This window comes from Sphingomonas sp. 320_CC (assembly GCF_059691795.1).
On sequence record NZ_JCAWAE010000003.1, the window covers coordinates 323,152 to 343,165 of the forward strand.

At 65.3% G+C, this 20,014-nt stretch carries 16 protein-coding genes; 13 read left to right on the forward strand and 3 right to left on the reverse strand.

Annotated elements, in window-relative coordinates:
• Window positions 1–71 precede the first annotated feature (71 nt).
• Genes AC59GX_RS12995 through AC59GX_RS13005 form a run of 3 tightly spaced genes read left to right on the forward strand, consistent with a single transcriptional unit; the run spans window position 72 to window position 6,136 of the window.
• Window positions 72–2,333 carry a GH92 family glycosyl hydrolase gene (locus AC59GX_RS12995; RefSeq protein ID WP_426281846.1) on the forward strand — a complete coding sequence of 754 codons (2,262 nt, stop codon included), beginning with the start codon at window positions 72–74 and terminating at the stop codon, window positions 2,331–2,333.
• Window positions 2,334–2,347: 14 nt separating this feature from the next.
• Complete coding sequence (locus AC59GX_RS13000) at window positions 2,348–3,787, forward strand: glycoside hydrolase family 125 protein (protein WP_426281493.1); 1,440 nt, start codon at window positions 2,348–2,350, stop codon at window positions 3,785–3,787.
• Window positions 3,788–3,808: 21 nt separating this feature from the next.
• Window positions 3,809–6,136: a GH92 family glycosyl hydrolase gene (locus AC59GX_RS13005; protein ID WP_497301841.1), complete on the forward strand. Its 2,328-nt coding sequence runs from the start codon at window positions 3,809–3,811 to the stop codon at window positions 6,134–6,136.
• A gap of 42 nt (window positions 6,137–6,178) precedes the next feature.
• On the opposite strand, the gene AC59GX_RS13010 is transcribed toward AC59GX_RS13005, so the two are convergent.
• Window positions 6,179–7,936, reverse strand: a complete 1,758-nt coding sequence (locus AC59GX_RS13010) for an aspartyl protease family protein (protein ID WP_426281489.1) — start codon at window positions 7,934–7,936, stop codon at window positions 6,179–6,181.
• Between the two features lie 265 nt (window positions 7,937–8,201).
• Here AC59GX_RS13010 and AC59GX_RS13015 point away from each other — a divergent pair, with 265 nt between their 5' ends.
• The 7 genes from AC59GX_RS13015 to AC59GX_RS13045 all read left to right on the forward strand — a co-directional run bounded on the left by AC59GX_RS13015 (window position 8,202) and on the right by AC59GX_RS13045 (window position 13,142).
• Complete coding sequence (locus tag AC59GX_RS13015; protein WP_426281488.1) at window positions 8,202–9,080, forward strand: cytochrome ubiquinol oxidase subunit II family protein; 879 nt, start codon at window positions 8,202–8,204, stop codon at window positions 9,078–9,080.
• On the forward strand, window positions 9,077–11,176 hold the full coding sequence (locus AC59GX_RS13020) for a cbb3-type cytochrome c oxidase subunit I (RefSeq protein WP_426281486.1): 2,100 nt from the start codon (window positions 9,077–9,079) through the stop codon (window positions 11,174–11,176). Before AC59GX_RS13015 ends, AC59GX_RS13020 begins: the two co-directional genes overlap by 4 nt.
• Window positions 11,173–11,799: a cytochrome c oxidase subunit 3 gene (locus tag AC59GX_RS13025; protein ID WP_426281484.1), complete on the forward strand. Its 627-nt coding sequence runs from the start codon at window positions 11,173–11,175 to the stop codon at window positions 11,797–11,799. Before AC59GX_RS13020 ends, AC59GX_RS13025 begins: the two co-directional genes overlap by 4 nt.
• Window positions 11,796–12,101: a cytochrome o ubiquinol oxidase subunit IV gene (locus AC59GX_RS13030; protein WP_426281483.1), complete on the forward strand. Its 306-nt coding sequence runs from the start codon at window positions 11,796–11,798 to the stop codon at window positions 12,099–12,101. The genes AC59GX_RS13025 and AC59GX_RS13030 overlap by 4 nt, the downstream gene beginning before the upstream one ends.
• A 100-nt stretch (window positions 12,102–12,201) precedes the next feature.
• Entirely contained in the window at window positions 12,202–12,390 is a 189-nt protein-coding gene (locus AC59GX_RS13035; protein ID WP_426281482.1) for a hypothetical protein, read from the forward strand.
• 40 nt (window positions 12,391–12,430) lie between these two features.
• Window positions 12,431–12,790 carry a GIY-YIG nuclease family protein gene (locus AC59GX_RS13040; RefSeq protein WP_426281480.1) on the forward strand — a complete coding sequence of 120 codons (360 nt, stop codon included), beginning with the start codon at window positions 12,431–12,433 and terminating at the stop codon, window positions 12,788–12,790.
• A gap of 148 nt (window positions 12,791–12,938) precedes the next feature.
• Window positions 12,939–13,142: a DUF5818 domain-containing protein gene (locus AC59GX_RS13045; RefSeq protein ID WP_120301000.1), complete on the forward strand. Its 204-nt coding sequence runs from the start codon at window positions 12,939–12,941 to the stop codon at window positions 13,140–13,142.
• A 263-nt stretch (window positions 13,143–13,405) separates the two neighbouring features.
• Here AC59GX_RS13045 and rpsU read toward each other — a convergent pair whose 3' ends face one another.
• Entirely contained in the window at window positions 13,406–13,606 is a 201-nt protein-coding gene (rpsU, locus tag AC59GX_RS13050) for a 30S ribosomal protein S21 (protein WP_031393196.1), read from the reverse strand.
• 145 nt (window positions 13,607–13,751) lie between these two features.
• A complete protein-coding gene (locus AC59GX_RS13055) occupies window positions 13,752–16,730 on the reverse strand; it encodes a TonB-dependent receptor (RefSeq protein WP_426281478.1) in 2,979 nt (992 codons plus the stop codon).
• A gap of 364 nt (window positions 16,731–17,094) precedes the next feature.
• Between AC59GX_RS13055 and rhmD the strand changes: the two genes are divergently transcribed.
• From rhmD to AC59GX_RS13070, 3 genes are read left to right on the forward strand one after another with little or no spacing between them, the layout of a single operon-like run.
• The gene (rhmD, locus tag AC59GX_RS13060) at window positions 17,095–18,279 is read left to right on the forward strand and encodes an L-rhamnonate dehydratase (protein ID WP_426281845.1); all 1,185 of its coding nucleotides are present in this window, start codon (window positions 17,095–17,097) and stop codon (window positions 18,277–18,279) included.
• A 43-nt stretch (window positions 18,280–18,322) separates the two neighbouring features.
• Entirely contained in the window at window positions 18,323–19,180 is an 858-nt protein-coding gene (locus AC59GX_RS13065) for a 2,4-didehydro-3-deoxy-L-rhamnonate hydrolase (RefSeq protein WP_426281477.1), read from the forward strand.
• On the forward strand, window positions 19,177–19,926 hold the full coding sequence (locus tag AC59GX_RS13070) for an SDR family NAD(P)-dependent oxidoreductase (RefSeq protein WP_426281475.1): 750 nt from the start codon (window positions 19,177–19,179) through the stop codon (window positions 19,924–19,926). Before AC59GX_RS13065 ends, AC59GX_RS13070 begins: the two co-directional genes overlap by 4 nt.
• Window positions 19,927–20,014: the final 88 nt, after the last annotated feature.

Sequence of the window (20,014 nt, forward strand, 5' to 3'; positions counted from 1 at the left end):
TCGCTCTCGTCGCGCCCGCGCCGATTCTGGCCCAGACCAAGGCGACGGCCGCCGCGTCGGCCAACGGCGCGATGCAGCCGCAGGACCAGCCTTCGGTCGATCTGGTCAACCCGCTGATGGGGACCGATTCCGACTACACCTTGTCCTACGGCAATACCTATCCCGCGGTGGCGGTGCCGTGGGGGATGAACTTCTGGACGCCGGTCACCGGCAAGACGAACAGCGGCTGGGGCTACACCTACGACGCGAACAAGATCAACGGCATCAAGCAGACGCACCAGCCCAGTCCGTGGATGAACGACTACGCCGCGTTCTCGCTGATGGCGACGACCGGTGCGCTGAAGGTGAAGGAGGACGAACGCGCGTCCTGGTACAGCCACAAGGCGGAGGACAGCCGGCCGTACAGCTACAAGGTCTATCTCGCCGATTACGACGTGACCGCGGAGGTCGCGCCGACCAACCGCGCCGCACAGTTCCGCTTCACCTTCCCGCAGAGCAACGACGCGCACATCATCCTCGACGGCTATGCCGGCGGCTCGATGGTCTCGATCGACAAGGCCAAGCGCCGCATCACCGGCTATGTCCGCAACAACCACGGCGGCGTGCCCGACAATTTCCACAATTACTTCGTCGCCGAATTCGACCATGACTTCACCGTCAGCCAGACCTGGGACGGCAAGGGCCAGGTCACCGCGACGCCGACGCGCGAGGGCGATCATGTCGGCGCGGTCGTCAGCTTCAAGACACGCAAGGGCGAGCAGGTCGGCGTCAAGGTCGCGTCGTCGTTCATCAGTCTCGAACAGGCCGAGCGAAACCTGCGCGGCGAGATCGGCGGCGACGGGTTCGAGCAGACCAAGACCAAGGCGAAGGCGATCTGGCAGCGCGAGTTCGACCGCGTCCAGGTCACCGATCCCAATCTCGACAACCGCCGGATCTTCTATTCCGCGCTGTACCGCATGCTGCAGTTCCCGCGGATGTTCCACGAGGTCGATGCCAAGGGCCAGACGGTCCACTACAGCCCGTATGACGGCAAGGTGCACCCGGGCTTCCTCTACACCGACAACGGTTTCTGGGACACGTGGCGCGCGGTCTTCCCGTTCTTCGCGCTGATGTATCCCGAGCGCGACAGCGAGATCATGCAGGGGCTGGTCAACACCTACAAGGAGTCCGGCTGGCTGCCCGAATGGGCCAGTCCCGGCCACCGCGACGTGATGATCGGATCGAACTCGGCGAACCTGATCGCCGACGCGTATCTGAACGGCGTGCGCGGGTTCGACGTCGAGACGCTGTACCAGGCGATGGTCAAGAACGCGACGACGTCGCAGGGCCGCCCGGTCGACAAGAAGGGCAAGGTCGTCGGCGCGGTCGGGCGCGAGGGCGTCGAATATTATAACCGGCTCGGCTATGTGCCGTATGACGTCGGCATCAACGAGAATGCCGCGCGCACGCTCGAATACGCCACTGCGGACTTCTCGATCTCGCGGCTCGCGACGGCACTGGGCAAGACCGAAGATGCGAAGCTCTACGCCGCGCGCGCGCAGAATTACCGCAAGCTCTACGACACGCAGAGCGGCTGGATGCGGGGCCGCAAAAAGGACGGCAGCTGGTCGACGCCGTTCAGCCCGTACAAATGGGGCGACGCGTTCACCGAGGGGAATGCGCTGCATTACAGCTGGTCGGTGATGCAGGACGTGCAGGGGCTGGCCGACCTGATGGGCGGGCGCGAGGCGTTCGTGAAGCGGCTCGATTCGATCTTCACCACGCCCCCGATCTTCGACGACAGCTATTACGGGCAGACCATTCACGAGATCCGCGAGATGCAGATCGTCGACATGGGGCAATATGCGCACGGCAACCAGCCGATCCAGCACATGACCTATCTCTACGACTGGGCCGGCGCACCGTGGAAGACGCAATATCACGTCCGCGACGTGATGAAGAAGCTCTACTCGCCCGCGCCGGACGGCTATCCGGGTGACGAGGACAACGGCCAGACCTCGGCGTGGTACGTGTTCTCCGCGCTCGGCTTCTACCCGGTCACGCCTGCGGTCGGGCAATATGCGATCGGCAGCCCGCTGTTCCAGACCGTGAAGCTGACGATGCCGGGCGGTAAGACGCTGACGATCGAGGCGGCGAACAATGGCCCCGGCAATGTCTACATCCAGTCGGCGAGCTTCAACGGCACTCCGCACGACAAGCCCTGGCTGACGCGCGCGGCGTTGCAGCAGGGCGGCACGCTGCGGTTCGTGATGGGGCCGACGCCGAACACCGCCTGGGGTGCGGCAAAGGCCGACGCGCCGTTCTCGATGAGCGCACCGGTGGCGGGACGTTGACCATGGAAACCGGAATGCGCCTTCGTCGACGCGACGTGATGACGGGCGCCGCCGCGCTGGCCGTCACCGCCAGCCTCCCGCGCGCCGCGTCCGCCGCTGCCGCCGCGCTACTCGTAAGCAAGCGACCGCCGCGCGGCCAGCGCCGCTTCGTCAGTCCCGCGGTCGAGGCCGAGATCGCGCGCGTGAAGGCGAAGATCGCCGATCCCGAACTCGCCTGGCTGTTCGAGAATTGCTATCCCAACACGCTCGACACCACGGTCAAGGTCGGCACGGTCGACGGCAAGCCCGATGCGTTCGTCATCACCGGCGATATCGAGGCGCTGTGGCTGCGCGACAGTTCGGCGCAGATGCAGGCCTATGTGCACCTCGCGCCGAAGGATGCCGGCTTGCGCCGCGTCTTCACCGGGCTGATCGCGCGGCAGGCACGCTGCATCCTGATCGATCCTTATGCCAACGCGTTCATGGAGGATCCGACCGCCAAGTCGAACCTCGGCGCGCGGACCGACCAGACCGACATGAAGCCGGGCGTCGCCGAGCGGAAGTGGGAGATAGACTCGCTATGCTACCCGATGCGGCTCGCGCACGGCTATTGGACCGCGACCCGCGACAAGACGCCGTTCGACGATCTGTGGGCGAAGGCGATGCGCCGCGCGATCGCGACCTTCCGCGAACAGCAGCGCAAGGATGGCAAGGGCCCGTATCATTTCCAGCGCTTGAACGTCTCGCCGACCGAGACGCTGATGTTCGAGGGCTATGGCGCCCCGACGCGGAAGGTCGGCCTGATCCATTCGATGTTCCGCCCGTCGGACGATGCGTGCCTCTATCCGTTCCTGATCCCGTCGAACCTGTTCGCGGTGTCGGCGTTGCGCATGCTGGCGACGGTCCAGCGCGAGGCGCGCGGCGATATGGCGGGCGCGACCGACAGCGAGGCGCTGGCGACCGAGGTCGAGGCGGCGCTCCGCGCGCATGGCCGGATGCCGGACGGGCAGGGCGGCGCGGTCTGGGCGTATGAGGTCGATGGCTTCGGCAACGCGATCTTCATGGACGACGCCAACGTGCCGAGCCTGTCGGGCCTGCCGCTGCTCGGCGCGGCGGATCGCAGCGACCCGCTGTTCCGCCGCACCGCCGCGCTCGCGTGGAGCGATCGCAACCCGTATTTCTTCACCGGTACCGCCGCGCGCGGGATCGGCGGGCCGCATATCGGGCTCGACATGATCTGGCCGATGTCGATCATCACACATGCGATGAACAGCGATGACGATGCCGTGATCCGCCAGTGCCTTGCGTGGCTGAAGACCACGCACGGCGGCACCGGGTTCATGCACGAATCCTTCCACAAGGACGATCCGGCCAAGTTCACGCGCAGCTGGTTCGCCTGGGCCAATGGATTGTTCGGCGAGCTGATCCTCGACCTCGAGCGCCGCAAGCCTGCCTTGCTGGCCGCCCGCTACTGATATGAATTCCGGGAGATACACATGACCACCGCCAACCGCCGCCAGGTGCTCGCCGGCACAGGGCTTGCTGGCCTCGCCGCTGCGTTGCCCGTCACCAACGCCGCGGCCGCGCAGGCGCCCGTCGCGGGCAAACCCGATCTGTTCGTCGGTACCGGCGGGCACGGTCATACCTATCCCGGCCCATCGCTGCCGTTCGGGATGGTGCAGCTCGGCCCCGACACCGACAACAGCCGCTGGGATGCGTGCTCGGGCTATCACCAGGACGATGGCTCAATCATGGGCTTCAGTCACACGCATCTGTCGGGCACCGGGATTGGCGACATGCTCGACGTGCTGGTCGTGCCGACGCGCGGGCCGTTGCAACTGAAGCCCGGTGCGCTCGGCAAACCCGAACAGGGGTATCGCCAGCGTTTCACCGACGAGCTAGCAGAACCCGGCTATTACCGCGTGAAGCTCGAATCGGGCGTGCTCGCGGAACTCACCGTGACGGAGCGTACCGGCCACCACCGCTACAGCTTCCCGCAGGGGCCGGGGCACATACTCGTCGACTTCGCGCACATGATCCTCGACGTCTGGGACAAGGGGACATTGATCGACGAGGCCTCGCTGGCGATCTCCGCCGACGGGATGCTGACGGGCAGCCGCCGCGTCCACCGCTGGGCGAAGGGCCGGCGCATCCATTTCGCGATGCTGCTGTCGCGCAAACCCGACCGCGTCCAGTTCTTCGGCGACGACGACGCGCCTGCACCGGCGGGCGCGAAGGGCGTCACCGGCAACCGCCTGAAGGTCGCGTTGTTCTTCGACCAGGCGGGCGGCGCGCCAATCCTGATCAAAACCGGCATCTCCGCGGTCGACGTCGCGGGTGCCAAGGCCGCGCTCCAGGGTGAAGCCACAGGCTGGCAGTTCGACGCGGTGCGGCGCTCGGCGGCGCGCACGTGGCAGGCCGAACTCGACCGCGTCCGCGTCGATGGCGGCACGCCCGAACAGCGCACGATCATGGCGAGCGCGCTGTATCACGCGTTCCTGTCGCCGACGCTCTTCACCGACCGCGACGGCCGCTATGTCGGGCTCGACCGCAAGGTGCATCAGACGACCGCCGCCGAACCCGCGTTCAGCACCTATTCGATGTGGGACACCTACCGCGCGCTGCATCCGCTGCTGACGCTCGTCCAGCCCGACAAGGCGGCGCAATTTACGCGCGATCTCGTCCGCCAGACGGTGCAGAGCCCGACCGGATCGCCGGTCTGGCCGCTGCAGGGCGTCGAGACCGCGTGCATGATCGGCTGGCATTCGGTGTCGGTGCTCGCCGAAGCCTGTGCCAAGGGGATCAAGGCGGATTACGCTGCGGCGTGGCCGCAGATCCGCAGCCGTGCGTTCGATCGCAGCTTTCCCGACGTCGACAGCACGCTCGGTCGCGACTTCTATTACGACCTCGGTTTCGTGCCCGCGGACAAGACCTGGGAGTCGGTCAGCCGCACGCAGGAATATGCCTATGACGACTGGGCGATGGCGGTGCTCGCCGATGCGGCAGGCGCCAAGGCCGACGCCGCCGCGCTGCGTAAGCGCAGCCTCAACTACCGCAACGTCATCGATCCCAGGATCGGTTTCGCCCGGCCGCGCTTTGCCGATGGCAGCTGGTGGGCCGATTACGACCCGATCCAGCTCGGCCACAACCCTGAGAAACAGCGCGACTATACCGAGGCGAACGGGTGGCAGGTGACGTTCCTCAACCAGCACGACGTCTATGGCCTGATTGCGCTGTTCGGCGGGGATGCGGGGTTCGTGACAAAGCTCGATGCGCTGTTCACCGCGCCGTCGACGCTGCCCAAGAACGCGCCGCCCGACATCACCGGGCTGGTCGGCCAGTACGCGCACGGTAACGAGCCGGACCAGCACGCCGCCTATCTCTACGCCTATGCGGGCGCGCCGTGGAAGACGCAGGCTATGGTCCGTCGCCTGCTGACCGAGATGTACAAGGCCGAGCCCGACGGCGTCATCGGCAACGACGATTGCGGCCAGATGAGCGCGTGGTTCATCCTCTCCGCGCTCGGCTTCTACCCGGTCGACCCGGTCAGTGGCGTCTATGTCTTCGGTTCGCCGCTGTTCGACGCGGCGCAGGTCGATCTCGGCCAGGGACGCACGTTGCGCGTCGTCGCCAAGGGCAATGCGCCGGCCAGCCCCTATGTCCAGTCGGTCCGCTGGAACGGCAAGCCCTGGACACGGAACTGGATCGCACACGCCGACATCGCGCAGGGTGGCGAACTCGAATTCACGATGGGACCGAAGCCGTCGTCGTTCGGCACTGCCAAGGCGGACCGTCCGCCGTCGTTCGGGTCTCAGCCGCGATAAGGGTGCTGCGCCGGGCGCCAGCAGGTAGACGTCGGCGTCCGGTCAGCCGTCGAGCCCGTACCGCGCCGCGCGTTTGGCGACGTTTGGGTTGATCGCGAGCGCGGCCTTGCGGTCCGCGTCCGCCGCTTCAATCTTGCCCGCGCGTCGTTCCGCGATCGCGCGGGTGTAGAGCGACCAGGCGTTGCGCGGGTTGGCTTTGACCGCGGCGTCATAGTCGACGAGCGCGGCGTCGAGCTTGCCGAGACGCAGGTTCACCAGCGCGCGGCTGTCCAGATACGCGGCATAGCCGGGACGGAGCTTCAGGGCAGTGTTGCAGTCGGACATCGCACGATCGAGTTCGCGGTTCAGCAGCGCGCGCGCCCAGCATCGGCCGTTAAACGCGGTGGAGCGGGCGGCGTCCTCGGGATGCATCTTCAGCCAGGCATCGTAATTGACGATCGCGAGCTCGGGCTGGTCGAGATTTTCGTACAGGCCGGCAAGCTGGAGCCGGCGATCCGACCCGGCCGGCAGCGCGCGACCGGCGACCTTGGCATCTTCGCCCGCGCCATCTGGATCGCGGCTCATCAAGCGGAGGCGTGCGCGCAACAGGCGGACATCGGTGTTGTCGGGCATGAGCGTCACGGCCTTGTCGAGATCGGCCGCGGCGAGCAGGAGCTGGCCGTGCGCGAGCCGGGCTTGTGCGCGCTGATACACGTAGCGTCCTTCGGTCGGCGCCATCGCCACCGCCTTGTCGAGATCGGCGAGCCCCTCCTCGATCCGGCGCTTCGACAGGAACACCGCGGCGCGTCGGCTGAACCCCTCGGCATCGGTCGGCACGGCGGCGGTGTCGGTCAGGTCGAGCTTTTCGCCCGCGGTGGTACGCGCGCCGCTCGGCGTCAGCCCGAAGACCGGGCCGCCTTCATAGGTCATGTAGAGCAGGTGGTTCGCGTTCGACACGAAGATGCGGTGCGTCAGGAAGAAATCGAACCCGATCAGCATGTCGCCGTCGATCCGGATGTCGGCGATCTGGAATTTCGGGTGCGGCACGGTCTCGCCGCCGAGGTCGATCGTATCGAATGGAGCGCGCCAGGTCGCGAGCTGCTTCGAACCGATGCCCGAGTTCAATCCGACCGCGGTCACGCCGGGACTGGTCGGTGTGATGCCTGCCCGCTTGGCCGCGGCGAGCGTCATGACGGTGGTTTGCGCGCCTGAATCGAACACCGCGCGCATCTTGACGCCGTTGACCAGGACGGTGCCGATCGTGTGCGGCTTCCACGGTCCGGTGCCGCCGCGTTCGAGCGGGATCGTCGAAAACGGTTTTCCCGCGGCCCAATAGGCCAGCCCGACATTGCCGCAGCCATCGACCCGCATCAGCCGCACCGCGCTGTGCGGCAAATCGTATTCGACATCGGCGAGACCGAGGATGTTCTGGCCGAGCAGACCGGCCGTCCCCGTGTCGGTGCCGCCGACGATGAAGCTCACCCGCGGGATCGGCAGGCCGGCGAGCGAGAAGTCCTTTGCGCTGGCGATCGCTGCGGACGTGTCGCCGTTGACCCCGCGCAGCCGGAACCAGGGGGGAGCCGGCTCGCTCGACAGCCCGAACTCCGCAGCCGACGCGCGCGACACCGTACTGTAGAAGGCGCCGCTATCGACGATGAATCGCGTGTCGTGCGTGCCGAACTTCGCATCGACCATCGCGCGGCGACCGGTGAGGGTCACGGGCAGTTCGGCGATCTTGCTGACCTTGCACGCAGCCACCGCCGGCCCAGCCGCCGTCAGGCTCAACAGCGCGAGCACACCCAACCGAACCCGTCCGCGCATGCCCGTCTCCCGATCCCGACCCTTGATCCCCGGCGGAAGACTATCGAAGCGACGGTCACGAGCAAGTGACGACGGTGTCACGCGGAGCATTTGGACGATCGAACGGAAACCGGATATCGGTATGAAGTTTTTGTTAAAGAGCAGCCGTACTGGTAGTCGTGCGTTGCGGCGAAGGGGACCCTGGAGCATCACGCTGTGGGATGGCTTCTTTACGGAGCCGGCGCGAAACCGTTCCTGGGCGCGGGCGGTGCGACAAGGGGGCCAGGTGTTCGTTCGATTGAAGTGGAGTCTATCGCGGTTGGCGCCGCTCTCGATCCTGATGGGGCTAGGGGGCTGCACGGCGCTGTCGCACGGGTTCTTCAACCCGCAGGGGCCGGTCGCGGGGCATGAGCGCGACCTGTTCGTCACCGTATCGATCGTGCTGCTGTTCGTCGCCGGACCGGTGCTGCTGCTGACGCCGCTGTTCGCGTGGCATTACAGGCTGTCCAACCGCGGCGACGCGTACCGGCCGAAGTGGAATTTCTCCTGGTGGGTGGAAGGCCTGATCTGGATCCCGCCCGCCGGCATTGTCATCGGGCTCGCCGTGCTGCTGTGGCACTGGACACAGATCGACGATCCGTATCGGCGGTTGCCGGGCGCGGCGCCGGTCGAGGTTCAGGCGATCGCGCTCGATTGGAAATGGGTGTTCGTCTATCCCGACCTCGGCGTCGCGTCGGTCGATCGACTGACCATTCACGCTGGACGGCCGGTACATATCAAGCTGACCAGCGGCACGGTAATGCAGTCGATGCTGATCCCGCAACTCGCCGGGCAGATCTACGCGATGGGCGGCATGACCACCGAGTTGAATATCCAGGCGCACCGGCCGGGACGGTTCCGCGGCGAGAACACGCAGTATAACGGCGCCGGCTTCCAGCAGCAGAAGTTCGATGTCGTTGCAGTGTCGCCAGCCGACTATGACCGCTGGGCGGCTGCTACACGAAGCGGCAAGCGCACGCTCGACGCACAAACCTGGCGACGGCTGTCCGCGCGGTCGATCATCACCCGGCCCGTCGAGTTCGCGCATGTCACGCCACACCTTTTCGAGCACGTCGTCGCCGCGACTGGCGGCATGACCCATTCTTCTCCGAAAGCCGTTCGATGACCGTTTCCGTTCCCCTCTGGCCCGCCGTGCTCGGCCGGTTCGGCTGGCAGGACCTGCCGTTCGTGCGCGCATGGGAGAACCCGACGATCAGCGAGATCATCGGCGCGTTCGCAGGCGCGCTGGTGGTGGTCGGCGCGGTCGTCGTCGCGGCGCTGCTGACGCGTTATGGCAAGTGGCGGTATCTGTGGACCGAGTGGCTCACCAGCCTCGACCACAAGAAGATCGGCATCATGTATATCGTCGTCGCGTTCGTGATGCTGTCGCGCGCGCTGGTCGAGGCGGTGCTGATGCGGATGCAGCAGGCGGTGGCGATCGAGAACCCCGGCTTCCTGACGCCCGACCATTTCGGCCAGCTGTTCTCGACGCACGGCTCGATCATGATCTTCTTCATGGCGATGCCGTTCCTGACGGGGATGATCAACTATGTCCTGCCGCTCCAGATCGGCGCGCGCGACATGGCATTTCCCTGGGCCAATTCGATCGCGTTGTGGCTCACCATCGGCGCCGCGGGGCTGATGATGGCCAGCCTCGTCGTCGGCGAATTCTCGACCGGCGGATGGAGCGGCTACCCGCCCTATACCGAGCGCGCGTTCAGCCCCGGCGTCGGTGTCGACTACTGGATCTGGGCGGTGACGTTGGGGTCGATCGGCTCGACGATGGCGGGGATCAACATCGCCTGCACCGTCTACAAGCTGCGTGCGCCGGGGATGCGGTTCATGCGGATGCAGATGTTCGCATGGACCAGCCTGTGCACGTCGATCCTGATGATCTTCGCGATGCCGCCGCTGACCGTCGCCACGCTGCTGCTCGCGCTAGACCGCTACCTGGGGTTCCATTTCTTCACCAACGACCTCGGCGGCAACATGATGAACTATGCCAACATGTTCTGGCTGTTCGGTCATCCCGAGGTCTACATCCTGATCCTGCCCGCGTTCGGCGTGTATTCGGAGGTCGTGTCGACCTTCTCCACCAAGGACCTGTACGGCTACACCTCGCTGGTGATCGCGACGATGGCGATCGCGGTGCTAAGCTTCACCGTGTGGGTCCATCATTTCTTCACGATGGGGCAGTCGGCTAACGTCAACGCGGCGTTCGGGATCGCGACGATGACGATCGGCGTGCCGACCGGCGTCAAGATCTACGACTGGATCTGGACGATGTTTCGCGGCGAGGTGCGCTTCACTGTGCCGATGCTGTACGCGCTCGCGTTCATGATGACGTTCGTGCTGGGCGGCTTCACCGGCATTATCCTGGCGATGCCGCCGCTCGACTACCTCGTCCACAACACGCTGTTCCTGGTCGCGCATTTCCACAACATGCTGATCCCGGGGCTGCTGTACGGGATGCTGGCGGGCTATCATTACTGGTTTCCCAAGGCGTTCGGGTTCCGCCTCGACGAGCGCTGGGGGCGGATCGCGTTCTCCTGCTGGGTGGTCGGGTTCTACCTCGCCTTCTTCCCGCTGTACGTGCTCGGCGCGAGCGGGATGGCGCGGCGGACGCAGGCGATCTTCGAACCGTCGTTTTGGCCGTGGCTGTACGTCGCCGGCGTCGGCGCGTTCGTCCTGCTGGCGGCACTGACGTCGCTCGGCATCCAGTTGTGGGTGAGCATCCGCGATCGTGCCAAGACACGCGTGGAAGCGGGCGACCCGTGGGATGGCCGCGGGCTCGAATGGTCGGTCAGCGCACCGCCGCCCGAATACAACTTCGCGGTGCTGCCGCTCATCGACGGACGCAACCCGTTCTACGATCACAAGCATGACGAGGGCCAGCCTGATCCTTACGCCTCGCCACTAGCCTACGAGGACATCGTCGTGCCGAAGGGCAGCGCGACCAGCGTCGTGATCGGGCTCACAGCCGCAGTCGCCGCGTTCGGCCTGATCTGGGAGATCTGGGGGCTGACGATCGTCGCGTTTCAGGTGATCGTCGCGGCGGTCGTGCTACGCAGCTTCGGTCGCGACCAGCATCGGACCATTCCCGCTGCGGAGGTCGCGCGCGAGCATGAGGCCTGGCTGACGCGCGTCCGGGCGACGCCCGCGATTCCGCGGCAACTGGAGACCGCCGCGGTCAATCGTGGCCTTGCGGAGATCGTGGCGTGAGCGAACCCGAACTGTCGCATGCCGGCCTCAACCTCGGCGACACCGGCGCGCTGACGCAGGACCAGGCGGAGAACGCGATCTTCGGCTTCTGGATATTCCTGATGAGCGACGCGGTGATCTTCGCGCTGCTGTTCGCGACCTATGGCACGATGATCGCCAGCACCGTCGGCGGCCCGACGCCCGCCTCCGAGTTCAAGCTGCTGCCCGCGTTCGTCGAGACGCTGCTGTTGCTGACGAGCAGCGCGACGTTCGGCCGCGCGACGATCGCCATGAAGTACGACGAACCGCGCCGCGTGCTGTTCGGGTGGCTCGGCGCGACGCTGGGCCTCGGCCTCGTCTTCCTCGCGCTCGAGGCGAACGACTTCGCGACGATGTTCGCGCACGGTGCTTATCCGATGCGCAGCGGTTTCCTGTCGTCGTTCTTTGCGCTGGTCGGGCTGCACGGACTCCACGTCGCGGTCGCGTGCTTCTGGCTGGTCGTGATGGTCGGGCAGGTCTGCGCGTACGGCCTCGATGCGCGAGTGCGGATCAACCTGTTGCGGCTGGGGCTGTTCTGGCACCTGCTCGATATCGTCTGGATCGCGATCTTCTCGGTCGTCTATCTGCAAGGGAACATCGGATGAGCGACCGGACCCGCGAGCTGCGCACCTATGCGGTCGGCTATGCCTTGTCGCTCGCGCTGACCGTGGCGGCCTTCGCGATGGTCCGCTGGCCGTCGTTCGGTGCGCGTGCGATCTTCGGCGGCGTGCTGGCGCTGGGCCTCGTGCAGATGGCGGTGCAGTTCCGCTGTTTCCTCCACATCAGCCTGAAGCGCTCGTCGCGGCACGACCTGCAACTGATCCTCTTCTCCACGCTCATCATCGCGCTGATGGTGTCGGGTACGTTGGTGATCCTGTTCAACCTTCGTGGGCGGATGATGGGGTGAGGGCAGGCGACTGCGTAGCGGGGTGAACCGAACGAGGGCCCGCAGCGTTTGAACGGCAGCCGACACGCGCGACGTGCGCGGCGTAGTAGGGGAGTAGAGCGTGGCGCAATCACCGTTCCTGAACGATCCGCGGGAACAACTGGCCAGGCATATCGCTGCGGCGGTCGCCTCGCCGATTACAGAGATCCGCGCCATGCACATCCGGGCGGCGGAGCATCTCTCCGAACTGGCGAAAGAGAACCGCCTGCCGGCGCGCTCGGGCAAGACCAAGACTGGGAAAGACGTCTAGAGGTTTCGGACCGTATCGACCTGTCGGCGAATCGACGAGGATGACATCGATCGGCTGGATGCCGGCGGCTCGGCGAGCCTGTGAGAATTTTCGCGCCGCGACCGCCGGTTCGCGCAACGCCAAGCACTCCGTCTATATCGTGTTGCTGCATGACTCGCGGTCCCCGGAGCGCTGGGGACTATATGTCGGGCAGACGTCGCGCGATCCGGACTGGCGGTTCGATCAGCACAAGCTGGGGTACAAGGCGAGCGGTGCGGTCAGGAGGTTCGGGGCGCATCTGCTGCCCGGGCTCGTCGAGCATCTGAACCCTATGCAGCAATGGGAGTCGCTCGAACTCGAAGCCGCGCTCGCCGATGCGTTTCGAGAGGCGGGCGTCCCGTGGGTCGAGGGCGGCCATTAGCGTGCGGCTGGCATCGATGCGGAGACTATCGTTCTATGCAGTGATCGACCTAGTCGTTGGGGCGGAGAAATAATATGCGGCGTAACTGCATGGAAACGCCTCGCTTCTTGGGATACGCGCTATCTCGATCAACGGGAATGGCACGCGCATGACGACAATCGGGACAGTAATCGACGAGACCGGGATGCTGCTTCGCGATGGCGGTGCATTCTATCTGCGTCGGGACATCGGCGGTCGCTATCAGCTCGAGCTGCACCGCGTACCGGTCGATCTGGTCGAGAAGCGGGTGCGCGTGCGTGGTACTCTCGTCGGCGCCGACCTGGTCAACGCGGACGGTGTCGCCCCGGAATAGACGCGTCAAGGTATGGATGGCGGCGTGAGGCCTAGGGCGGAGCTGGGACGGTCTCTAATGTCAAAGTCGTCAGGCAGCCGTGATCGTCAGCAGCGATGCTGCTGCTGTGAACTCACGGTTACGTCGGCAGGATGTCGGGATCGAGTGGATACGCGATGTCGCGAATCAATCGGCCAGTGCCGCAGGCGCCATTCCGGAACGGCGCATTATGTCGGACCGGACATTGCACGACCATTCTCGTGCAAGGCCCGGTCCGGGAACGATCAGTTATCGCGCTCGGCGCGCTTGCGATCGGCCTTGCGTGCACGGCTGACAGCTGCAGCATGCTCGCGGGCACGCTTCTCCGACGGCTTCTCGTAATGACGACGAAGCTTCATCTCGCGGTACACGCCTTCGCGCTGCAGCTTCTTCTTCAAGGCGCGGAGGGCCTGGTCGACGTTATTGTCGCGAACGATTATTTGCATGCTATCTAGGGCTCTCGGCTATCGTGACGGTCTTTCGAATCAACGCCCGCTTTATGAGCGCCGCGACAGGAAGCCAAGTCCCTATCGGCTTGGCCGACCACGCGGCCGTCGTTGAAGGGGATTTTTCACCCGTTTGGGTCGATCGTCACAGCTTGAAGTTGACGCCGAACGTCACCGTGCGACCGATCCGGGTCTGGAACAGCGTGTCCTGACGGACGCTGTCGGTATAAAGCCGGTTCTGCTCGTCGGTCAGGTTGGTCCCCTCGAGGATGAGCTTCACGGTGTCCGTCACCGCAAACGACGCGGACGCATCGACGAACAGCGTACTGTCATTGCCCTGGAGATCGCTGCCGGGGGAAGCGGGGATGCCGCGGATGAAGCCGTCGCGGTAATTGGCGGTGCCGCGGATGCTGAACTTACTGTCCTCGTAATAGAGCGTGCCGGACGCGGTGTTCTTCGACAGGCCGATCAGGTTCGCGGTGGTCGTGACGGTCGGCACGCCGTTCACGCTGGCGAGGATATAGTCGATCCGCGAGGTGACGTGCGTATAGTTCGCCAGCGCGCCGAAGTTCCTTAGGAACCCTGGCAGGAAGGTGAACGGCACCTGCGCGTTGACCTCGACGCCCTTCAACGGGCCACCTGGCGTGTTGAGCGGCTGCGCGATCGTGAACTGTTCGCTCGGCAACGTGTTGCTGCCCGCAAGGAGTTCGTTCGGTAGGCCGAGATCGCTGAAAGGGATGAGCGTGTTGACGCTTTGCACGTAGGATTTCAGATCCTTGTAGAAAAACGCGGCGGACAGCAGTGCGCCCGGGCGGAAATACCATTCGATCGCGGCATCGAAGGTGTTGGCGCGGATCGGATCGAGCTGTGGGTTCTGTACGCTGCCGTTGCGCGTGATCGCGTTGACGCCGCTGGTGGGGGTCAGCACGCCGAGTTCCGGTCGGGCGAGCACTTTCGCGCCCGAGAAGCGGAACAACAGGTCTTCGATCGGCTCAATGACGAGGTTACCGGAGGGCAGCCAGTCGCTGTAGCGCTTGTTGGCGGTGGCGAACCGCCCGGTCACGCCGGTTGGCGAGCCTGCGAGCGCGACCGAGATGAAGCCCGACGACAGCTGGTCGGTGTGGACGAAGCGGACGCCCGCATCGCCGCGGACACCGATGCCGCCGAGCCGGTCGCCGAGATCGAACGCCGCCATCGCATAAGCCGACGAGACTTCCTCGAGCACCCGGCTGGACTGCGCGCCGCATTCGGTGCCGCAATAGCGCACCGCATCCAGGTTGAACGTGCTGATCAACTTGTCGGGATCGAGCGAAACCCAGCTCGACGGCGCGCCGTTGCCCCAGAGATTGCCGACGCCGCTGATCTGGTGCGTGATGTCGGCGAGCGTGGTACCGGCGGGCAGCGCCCTAGTGAGCGTGTCGGCGGTGTACGGAATGACGTTGCGCAGTGTGAAATCGCTGCGGCGATATTGGCCGCCCGCCTTCAGCGTCAGCACGTCGGCGACCTTCCAGTGCAGGTTCGTTTCCGCGGTCAGTCCGTTGTTGGTGTTGGTCGAGGGACGCGCCTGGAAGCTGTAGCCGCCGCGCACGGTGCCATCGGCAAGCGCAGGTCCGTAGTTGAAGCGGGTCGGATCGGACACGTCGAAACCGAAGCCGAGCTTCGGCGTATCCTTGCCGTCGCGGTAGTCGATCGAGAAATTGGGCGTGTCGATGGCGTCCATGAAATACTGGAAACGCCGCTTGCCGAACGCCTTGGCCTGGTTGAGCCCGAACAGCGCGGTGATCCCGAAGCTGTCGGTGAAGTCGTGCTTGATGTTGAGATTAGCCTGCTTGAACGTCGACGTGAAATCGTCGACCAGCCCTTCGGAGCGAACGTCGACGCCGTCGAACAGGCCGTAGATCAGGCCGCCTTGCGGTGTCAGCTGGACGTCCTTGATCGACATCACCGGCTGGCCGTTGTTCGCGGCCGAGCGCGCGAACGAAATCGCCTCGATGTAATTGTCCCGGCGCACGACGTGGAAGCGCGAATAGAGCAGGTCGAGCGAAATATCGGTCGCCGCGTCGGGCTGGAATTGGAAGCTGAGCGTCCCGCCGAGCCGTTTCTGCTTCTGCTCCGAATTCAGATAGCGCGGGATGCGCGGGAAGAACGCGCCGCTGCCGGCGGTGTTGGGCAGGTCGGGGCGGCGCGCGGCGAGCACCGTGTTGAACGCCGCCGCGGTGCTGGTACGCGGCGTGCCGGGATAGCAGTTCGCGGCATCGGCCCCCTTGCTGCCGATCGCCGGCGTGGCGGGCGCGAAGCCGACCGGCGAACAGAACAGCCCGTTGGTATTGGCGGACAGGATGTCGACCGCGGAATAGCCGACTTCGCGGATGTCGCGCTCCTGATAGGCGACCGAGCCGAGGACGCCGAACCTTCCGTCGTCGAATTTTTTCGCGATCAGCAGCGAGGCGCGCGGGTTCACCTTCTTTGCTAGCTCGCTGTAGACGCCGCGTACGGTGGCGCTGAGCGTGAAGTCCTGCTTGCCGGCCAGTGGCTTCGGTGCGGACAGGTCGACGGTCGCGCCGAGCGAGCCTTCCTCGACATCGGCGGACGGCGTCTTGCGCACCGCGAGCGACGAGAAGATCTCGGTTGGGAAAACGTTGAAATCGAAACTGCGGCCATTGTTGCCGCCGCCATAGATGTCGGACGATCCGGTCTGCGACGTGCCTTCCATGCCGTTGATGCGGACGCGGGTGAACGCCGCGCCCAGCCCGCGGACCGAAATGTTGCGGCCCTCGCCACCGTCGCCGCGGGCAAGCGCGACGCCGGGAATGCGCTGCATCGATTCGGCCAGGTTCGAGTCCGGGAACTTGCCGATGTCCTCCGCGACGATGCTGTCGATTGCCGCGGTCTCGTTGCGCTTCTGGTTGATCGCGGTGGTGAGCGACGCGCGGAAACCCGTGACGATGATGTCGTCGGTCTGGATTGCGTCGGCTGGCGTGGCGGGTTCGGGGGGCGTCTCCGCAGTTGTCGTCGTCGGCGGGGATGCCTGCTGAGCCGTGGCGGTGGTCGCAACCCCGGCAGAGAGGAGCGCGAGCATCGATGTGCCGCTACGAATGCAGGCCGTGAGACGTAAACCGTTCATTGGTATCCCCCCTTTGCGCAGAACCACTCTTCGGTGATTTACCACATTGTAAGATGGCTGATCATATATCATCAATTTACGGCCGTGTCAGGCCTTTTCCGCGTGGGGTCGGATGCGAGCCAGTCCGCAGGCATGCAGGAGGGATTTCCGGTACCAGCTCAAGTCTACGTTTGACGCGGACATTCTCATCAAGTAACCATTCGTCTCACAAAATGAGATGATGCAAATCATTGAGTGAGACGTAAATGTGCTGCGTTGCCGGGTCGGAGCAGACCGGGCGGGCAGGACGCGGACATCGTTCGATGGTGTGTGCGACGCGCCTTCGGTGGGGCGCGGGGGATGAGGAGCGTTGAGCGTGGCGATTGTGACTTTGCCGAAGATCAAGCACGTCCGGGCGTTCGTCGTCCGTGGTGGTGGTGCCGATTATCACGACCAGGGCGCGGGGCACTGGATCGATGACCACATCGCGACGCCGATGAGCCGCTATCCCGAATACCGCGAGTCGCGCCAGAGCTTCGGCATCAACGTGCTCGGCACGCTGGTCGTCGAGATCGAGGCGGAGGACGGCACGGTCGGCTTCGCGGTCACCACCGGTGGCGAGCCCGCGGCGTTCATCGTCGAGAAGCACCTCGCGCGCTTCCTCGAAGGACGCTCGCCGACCGAGTACGAGAAGATCTGGGATCAGATGTACTTCTCGACGCAATATTACGGCCGCAAGGGGCTGGTCGTGAACGCGATCTCTGGGGTCGATCTCGCGCTGTGGGATCTCCTGGGCAAGCTGCGCCAAGAGCCGGTCTATCACCTGCTCGGCGGTGCGGTACGCGACGAACTGCAATTCTACGCGACCGGCGCGCGGCCCGACGTCGCCAAGGAGCTCGGCTTCATCGGTGGCAAGATGCCGCTCCACCACGGCCCCGCCGAGGGCGCCGAGGGCATGAAGAAGAACATCGCCATGATCGCCGACATGCGCGAGAAATGCGGTCCCGATTTCTGGCTGATGCTCGATTGCTGGATGGCGCTCGACGTCGATTACGCCACGCGGCTCGCGATCGCCGCGCACGAACATGGTCTGAAATGGATCGAGGAGGCGATCAGCCCCGACGATTACTGGGGCTATGCCGAGCTGAAGCGCAACGTGCCCAAGGGCATGCTGGTCACCACCGGCGAGCACGAGGCGACGCGCTGGGGCTTCCGGATGCTGCTCGAGATGGACTGTTGCGACATCATCCAGCCCGATGTCGGCTGGTGCGGTGGCGTCACCGAACTGCTCAAGATCAGCGCGCTGGCCGATGCGCACGGCAAGATGGTCGTGCCGCACGGATCGTCGGTCTACAGCTACCATTTCGTCATCACGCGCCACAATTCGCCGTTCGCCGAGTTCCTGATGATGCATCCGGGACCGACCGAGGTGGTGCCGATGTTCCATCCGCAGCTGCTCGGCGAGCCCGTGCCGCAGAACGGCCGGATGAAGGCGAGCGCGCTCGATGCGCCGGGGTTCGGCGTCACGCTCAACCCCGAGATCGCGATGCACCGCCCCTACATGCATTGATCCAGTCTCTCTTTTCGCCATTCTCTTTTCCGAAAGTCCCCTCATGAAACTCTGCCGCTACGGCCAACCCGGCCAGGAAAAGCCCGGCATCGTCGATGCCGACGGCGCGATCCGCGACCTGTCGGGCGTGATCGACGACCTCAACGTCGCAACGCTGGCGCAGGCGCTCGCGGCCGATCCCGCGTCGCTGCCGGTCGTCGACGGTACGCCGCGCTACGGCGTTCCGATCAAGGGCATTGGCAAGATCGTCGCGATCGGCCTCAACTACCGCGATCACGCGATCGAATCCGGCCTGCCGATCCCCACCGAACCGATGATGTTTATGAAGCCGCTGTCCAGCCTCAGTGGTGCGAACGACGACGTCGTCCTGCCGCGCGGTTCGACGCATGGCGACTGGGAGGTCGAGCTGGGCGTGATCATCGGCAAGACCTGCCGCTACGTCTCGGAGGACGAGGCGCTCGACAAGGTCGCGGGCTATGTCCTCGCCAACGACGTGTCGGAGCGCTTCAACCAGAAGCAGCGCGGGTCGCAGTGGAGCAAGGGCAAGGGCCACGACACCTTCTGCCCGGTCGGCCCGTGGCTGGTGACGCCCGACGAGATCGGCGACGCGCAGGACCTCGACATGCACCTCGACGTCAACGGCGCGCGGATGCAGACCGGCAACACGAAGACGATGATCTTCGACCTGAAGCAGCTCATTTCCTACGTCAGCGAATATATCACGCTGTACCCCGGCGACCTGTTGATCACCGGCACGCCGCCGGGCGTCGGCGAGGGCAAGAAGCCCGAATCGATCTTCCTGAAGGCCGGCGACGTGATGGAACTCGGCATTGCCGGGCTCGGCACGCAGCGTCAGTCGGTCGTCGAATGGCGCCATCTGGGTGAAGGTTCGATCGCATGACGATCTATGGGGGGCGGTTTGCCGGTCGCTGCGCGATCGTCACCGGCGGCGCGTCGGGGCTCGGCAAGGATGTCGCCAAGCGGATCGTCGCGGAGGGCGGCAGCGTCGCGCTGTGGGATCTCGACGCCGCAAAGCTCGCAGTCGCGAAGGACGAGGTCGGCGCGGCGCATGTCGTCGCGCTCGACGTGTCCGACGTCGACGCGGTCGTCGCGGCGGCGGCCGAGAGCGCGGCCGTGCTCGGCAAGGTCGACATCCTGATCTGCTCGGCGGGGATCACCGGGGCGACCGCGCCGGTCCACGAATACCCGCTCGACAGCTGGAAGCGTGTCGTCGACATCAACCTGAACGGGCTGTTCTATTGCTGCCGGACGGTTGTGCCGCTGATGTTGGCGAACGGTTATGGCCGCATCGTCAACGTGTCGTCGGTGGCGGGCAAGGAGGGCAATCCCAACGCGTCCGCCTATTCGGCGACCAAGGCGGCGGTGATCGGCCTGACCAAGAGTCTCGGCAAGGAACTCGCGGGCAAGGGCATCATCGCCAACGCGCTGACCCCGGCGACGTTCGAGAGCCCGATCCTCGAGCAGCTGCCCGCGAGCCAGGTCGAGTATATGCGCTCGAAGATCCCGATGGGGCGACTGGGCGAGATCCCGGAATCGACCGCGATGGTCTGCTTCATGGCGTCCGAGGAATGCAGCTTCACGACGGCGTCGACCTTCGACACGTCGGGGGGACGGACGACGTTCTAGGAGGACTTTCGTATCCTCCCCCGCCAGGGGGGGGGGGGCTGGCACTTGCCAGACGGAGGGGGAGGAAAGGGGGAACCGCTGTTCCGTA

What these genes read in the sequence shown, in the direction of transcription:
- AC59GX_RS13005 (WP_497301841.1), top strand. Translation starts at nt 3,809, where the DNA reads ATGACCACCGCCAACCGCCGCCAGGTGCTCGCCGGCACAGGGCTTGCT.
- AC59GX_RS13020 (WP_426281486.1), top strand. Translation starts at nt 9,077, where the DNA reads ATGACCGTTTCCGTTCCCCTCTGGCCCGCCGTGCTCGGCCGGTTCGGC.
- AC59GX_RS13000 (WP_426281493.1), top strand. Translation starts at nt 2,348, where the DNA reads ATGCGCCTTCGTCGACGCGACGTGATGACGGGCGCCGCCGCGCTGGCC.
- AC59GX_RS13040 (WP_426281480.1), top strand. Translation starts at nt 12,431, where the DNA reads ATGACATCGATCGGCTGGATGCCGGCGGCTCGGCGAGCCTGTGAGAAT.
- AC59GX_RS13045 (WP_120301000.1), top strand. Translation starts at nt 12,939, where the DNA reads ATGACGACAATCGGGACAGTAATCGACGAGACCGGGATGCTGCTTCGC.
- AC59GX_RS12995 (WP_426281846.1), top strand. Translation starts at nt 72, where the DNA reads ATGCAGCCGCAGGACCAGCCTTCGGTCGATCTGGTCAACCCGCTGATG.
- AC59GX_RS13010 (WP_426281489.1), bottom strand. Translation starts at nt 7,936, where the DNA reads ATGCGCGGACGGGTTCGGTTGGGTGTGCTCGCGCTGTTGAGCCTGACG.
- AC59GX_RS13030 (WP_426281483.1), top strand. Translation starts at nt 11,796, where the DNA reads ATGAGCGACCGGACCCGCGAGCTGCGCACCTATGCGGTCGGCTATGCC.
- AC59GX_RS13065 (WP_426281477.1), top strand. Translation starts at nt 18,323, where the DNA reads ATGAAACTCTGCCGCTACGGCCAACCCGGCCAGGAAAAGCCCGGCATC.
- rpsU (WP_031393196.1), bottom strand. Translation starts at nt 13,606, where the DNA reads ATGCAAATAATCGTTCGCGACAATAACGTCGACCAGGCCCTCCGCGCC.
- AC59GX_RS13055 (WP_426281478.1), bottom strand. Translation starts at nt 16,730, where the DNA reads ATGAACGGTTTACGTCTCACGGCCTGCATTCGTAGCGGCACATCGATG.
- AC59GX_RS13070 (WP_426281475.1), top strand. Translation starts at nt 19,177, where the DNA reads ATGACGATCTATGGGGGGCGGTTTGCCGGTCGCTGCGCGATCGTCACC.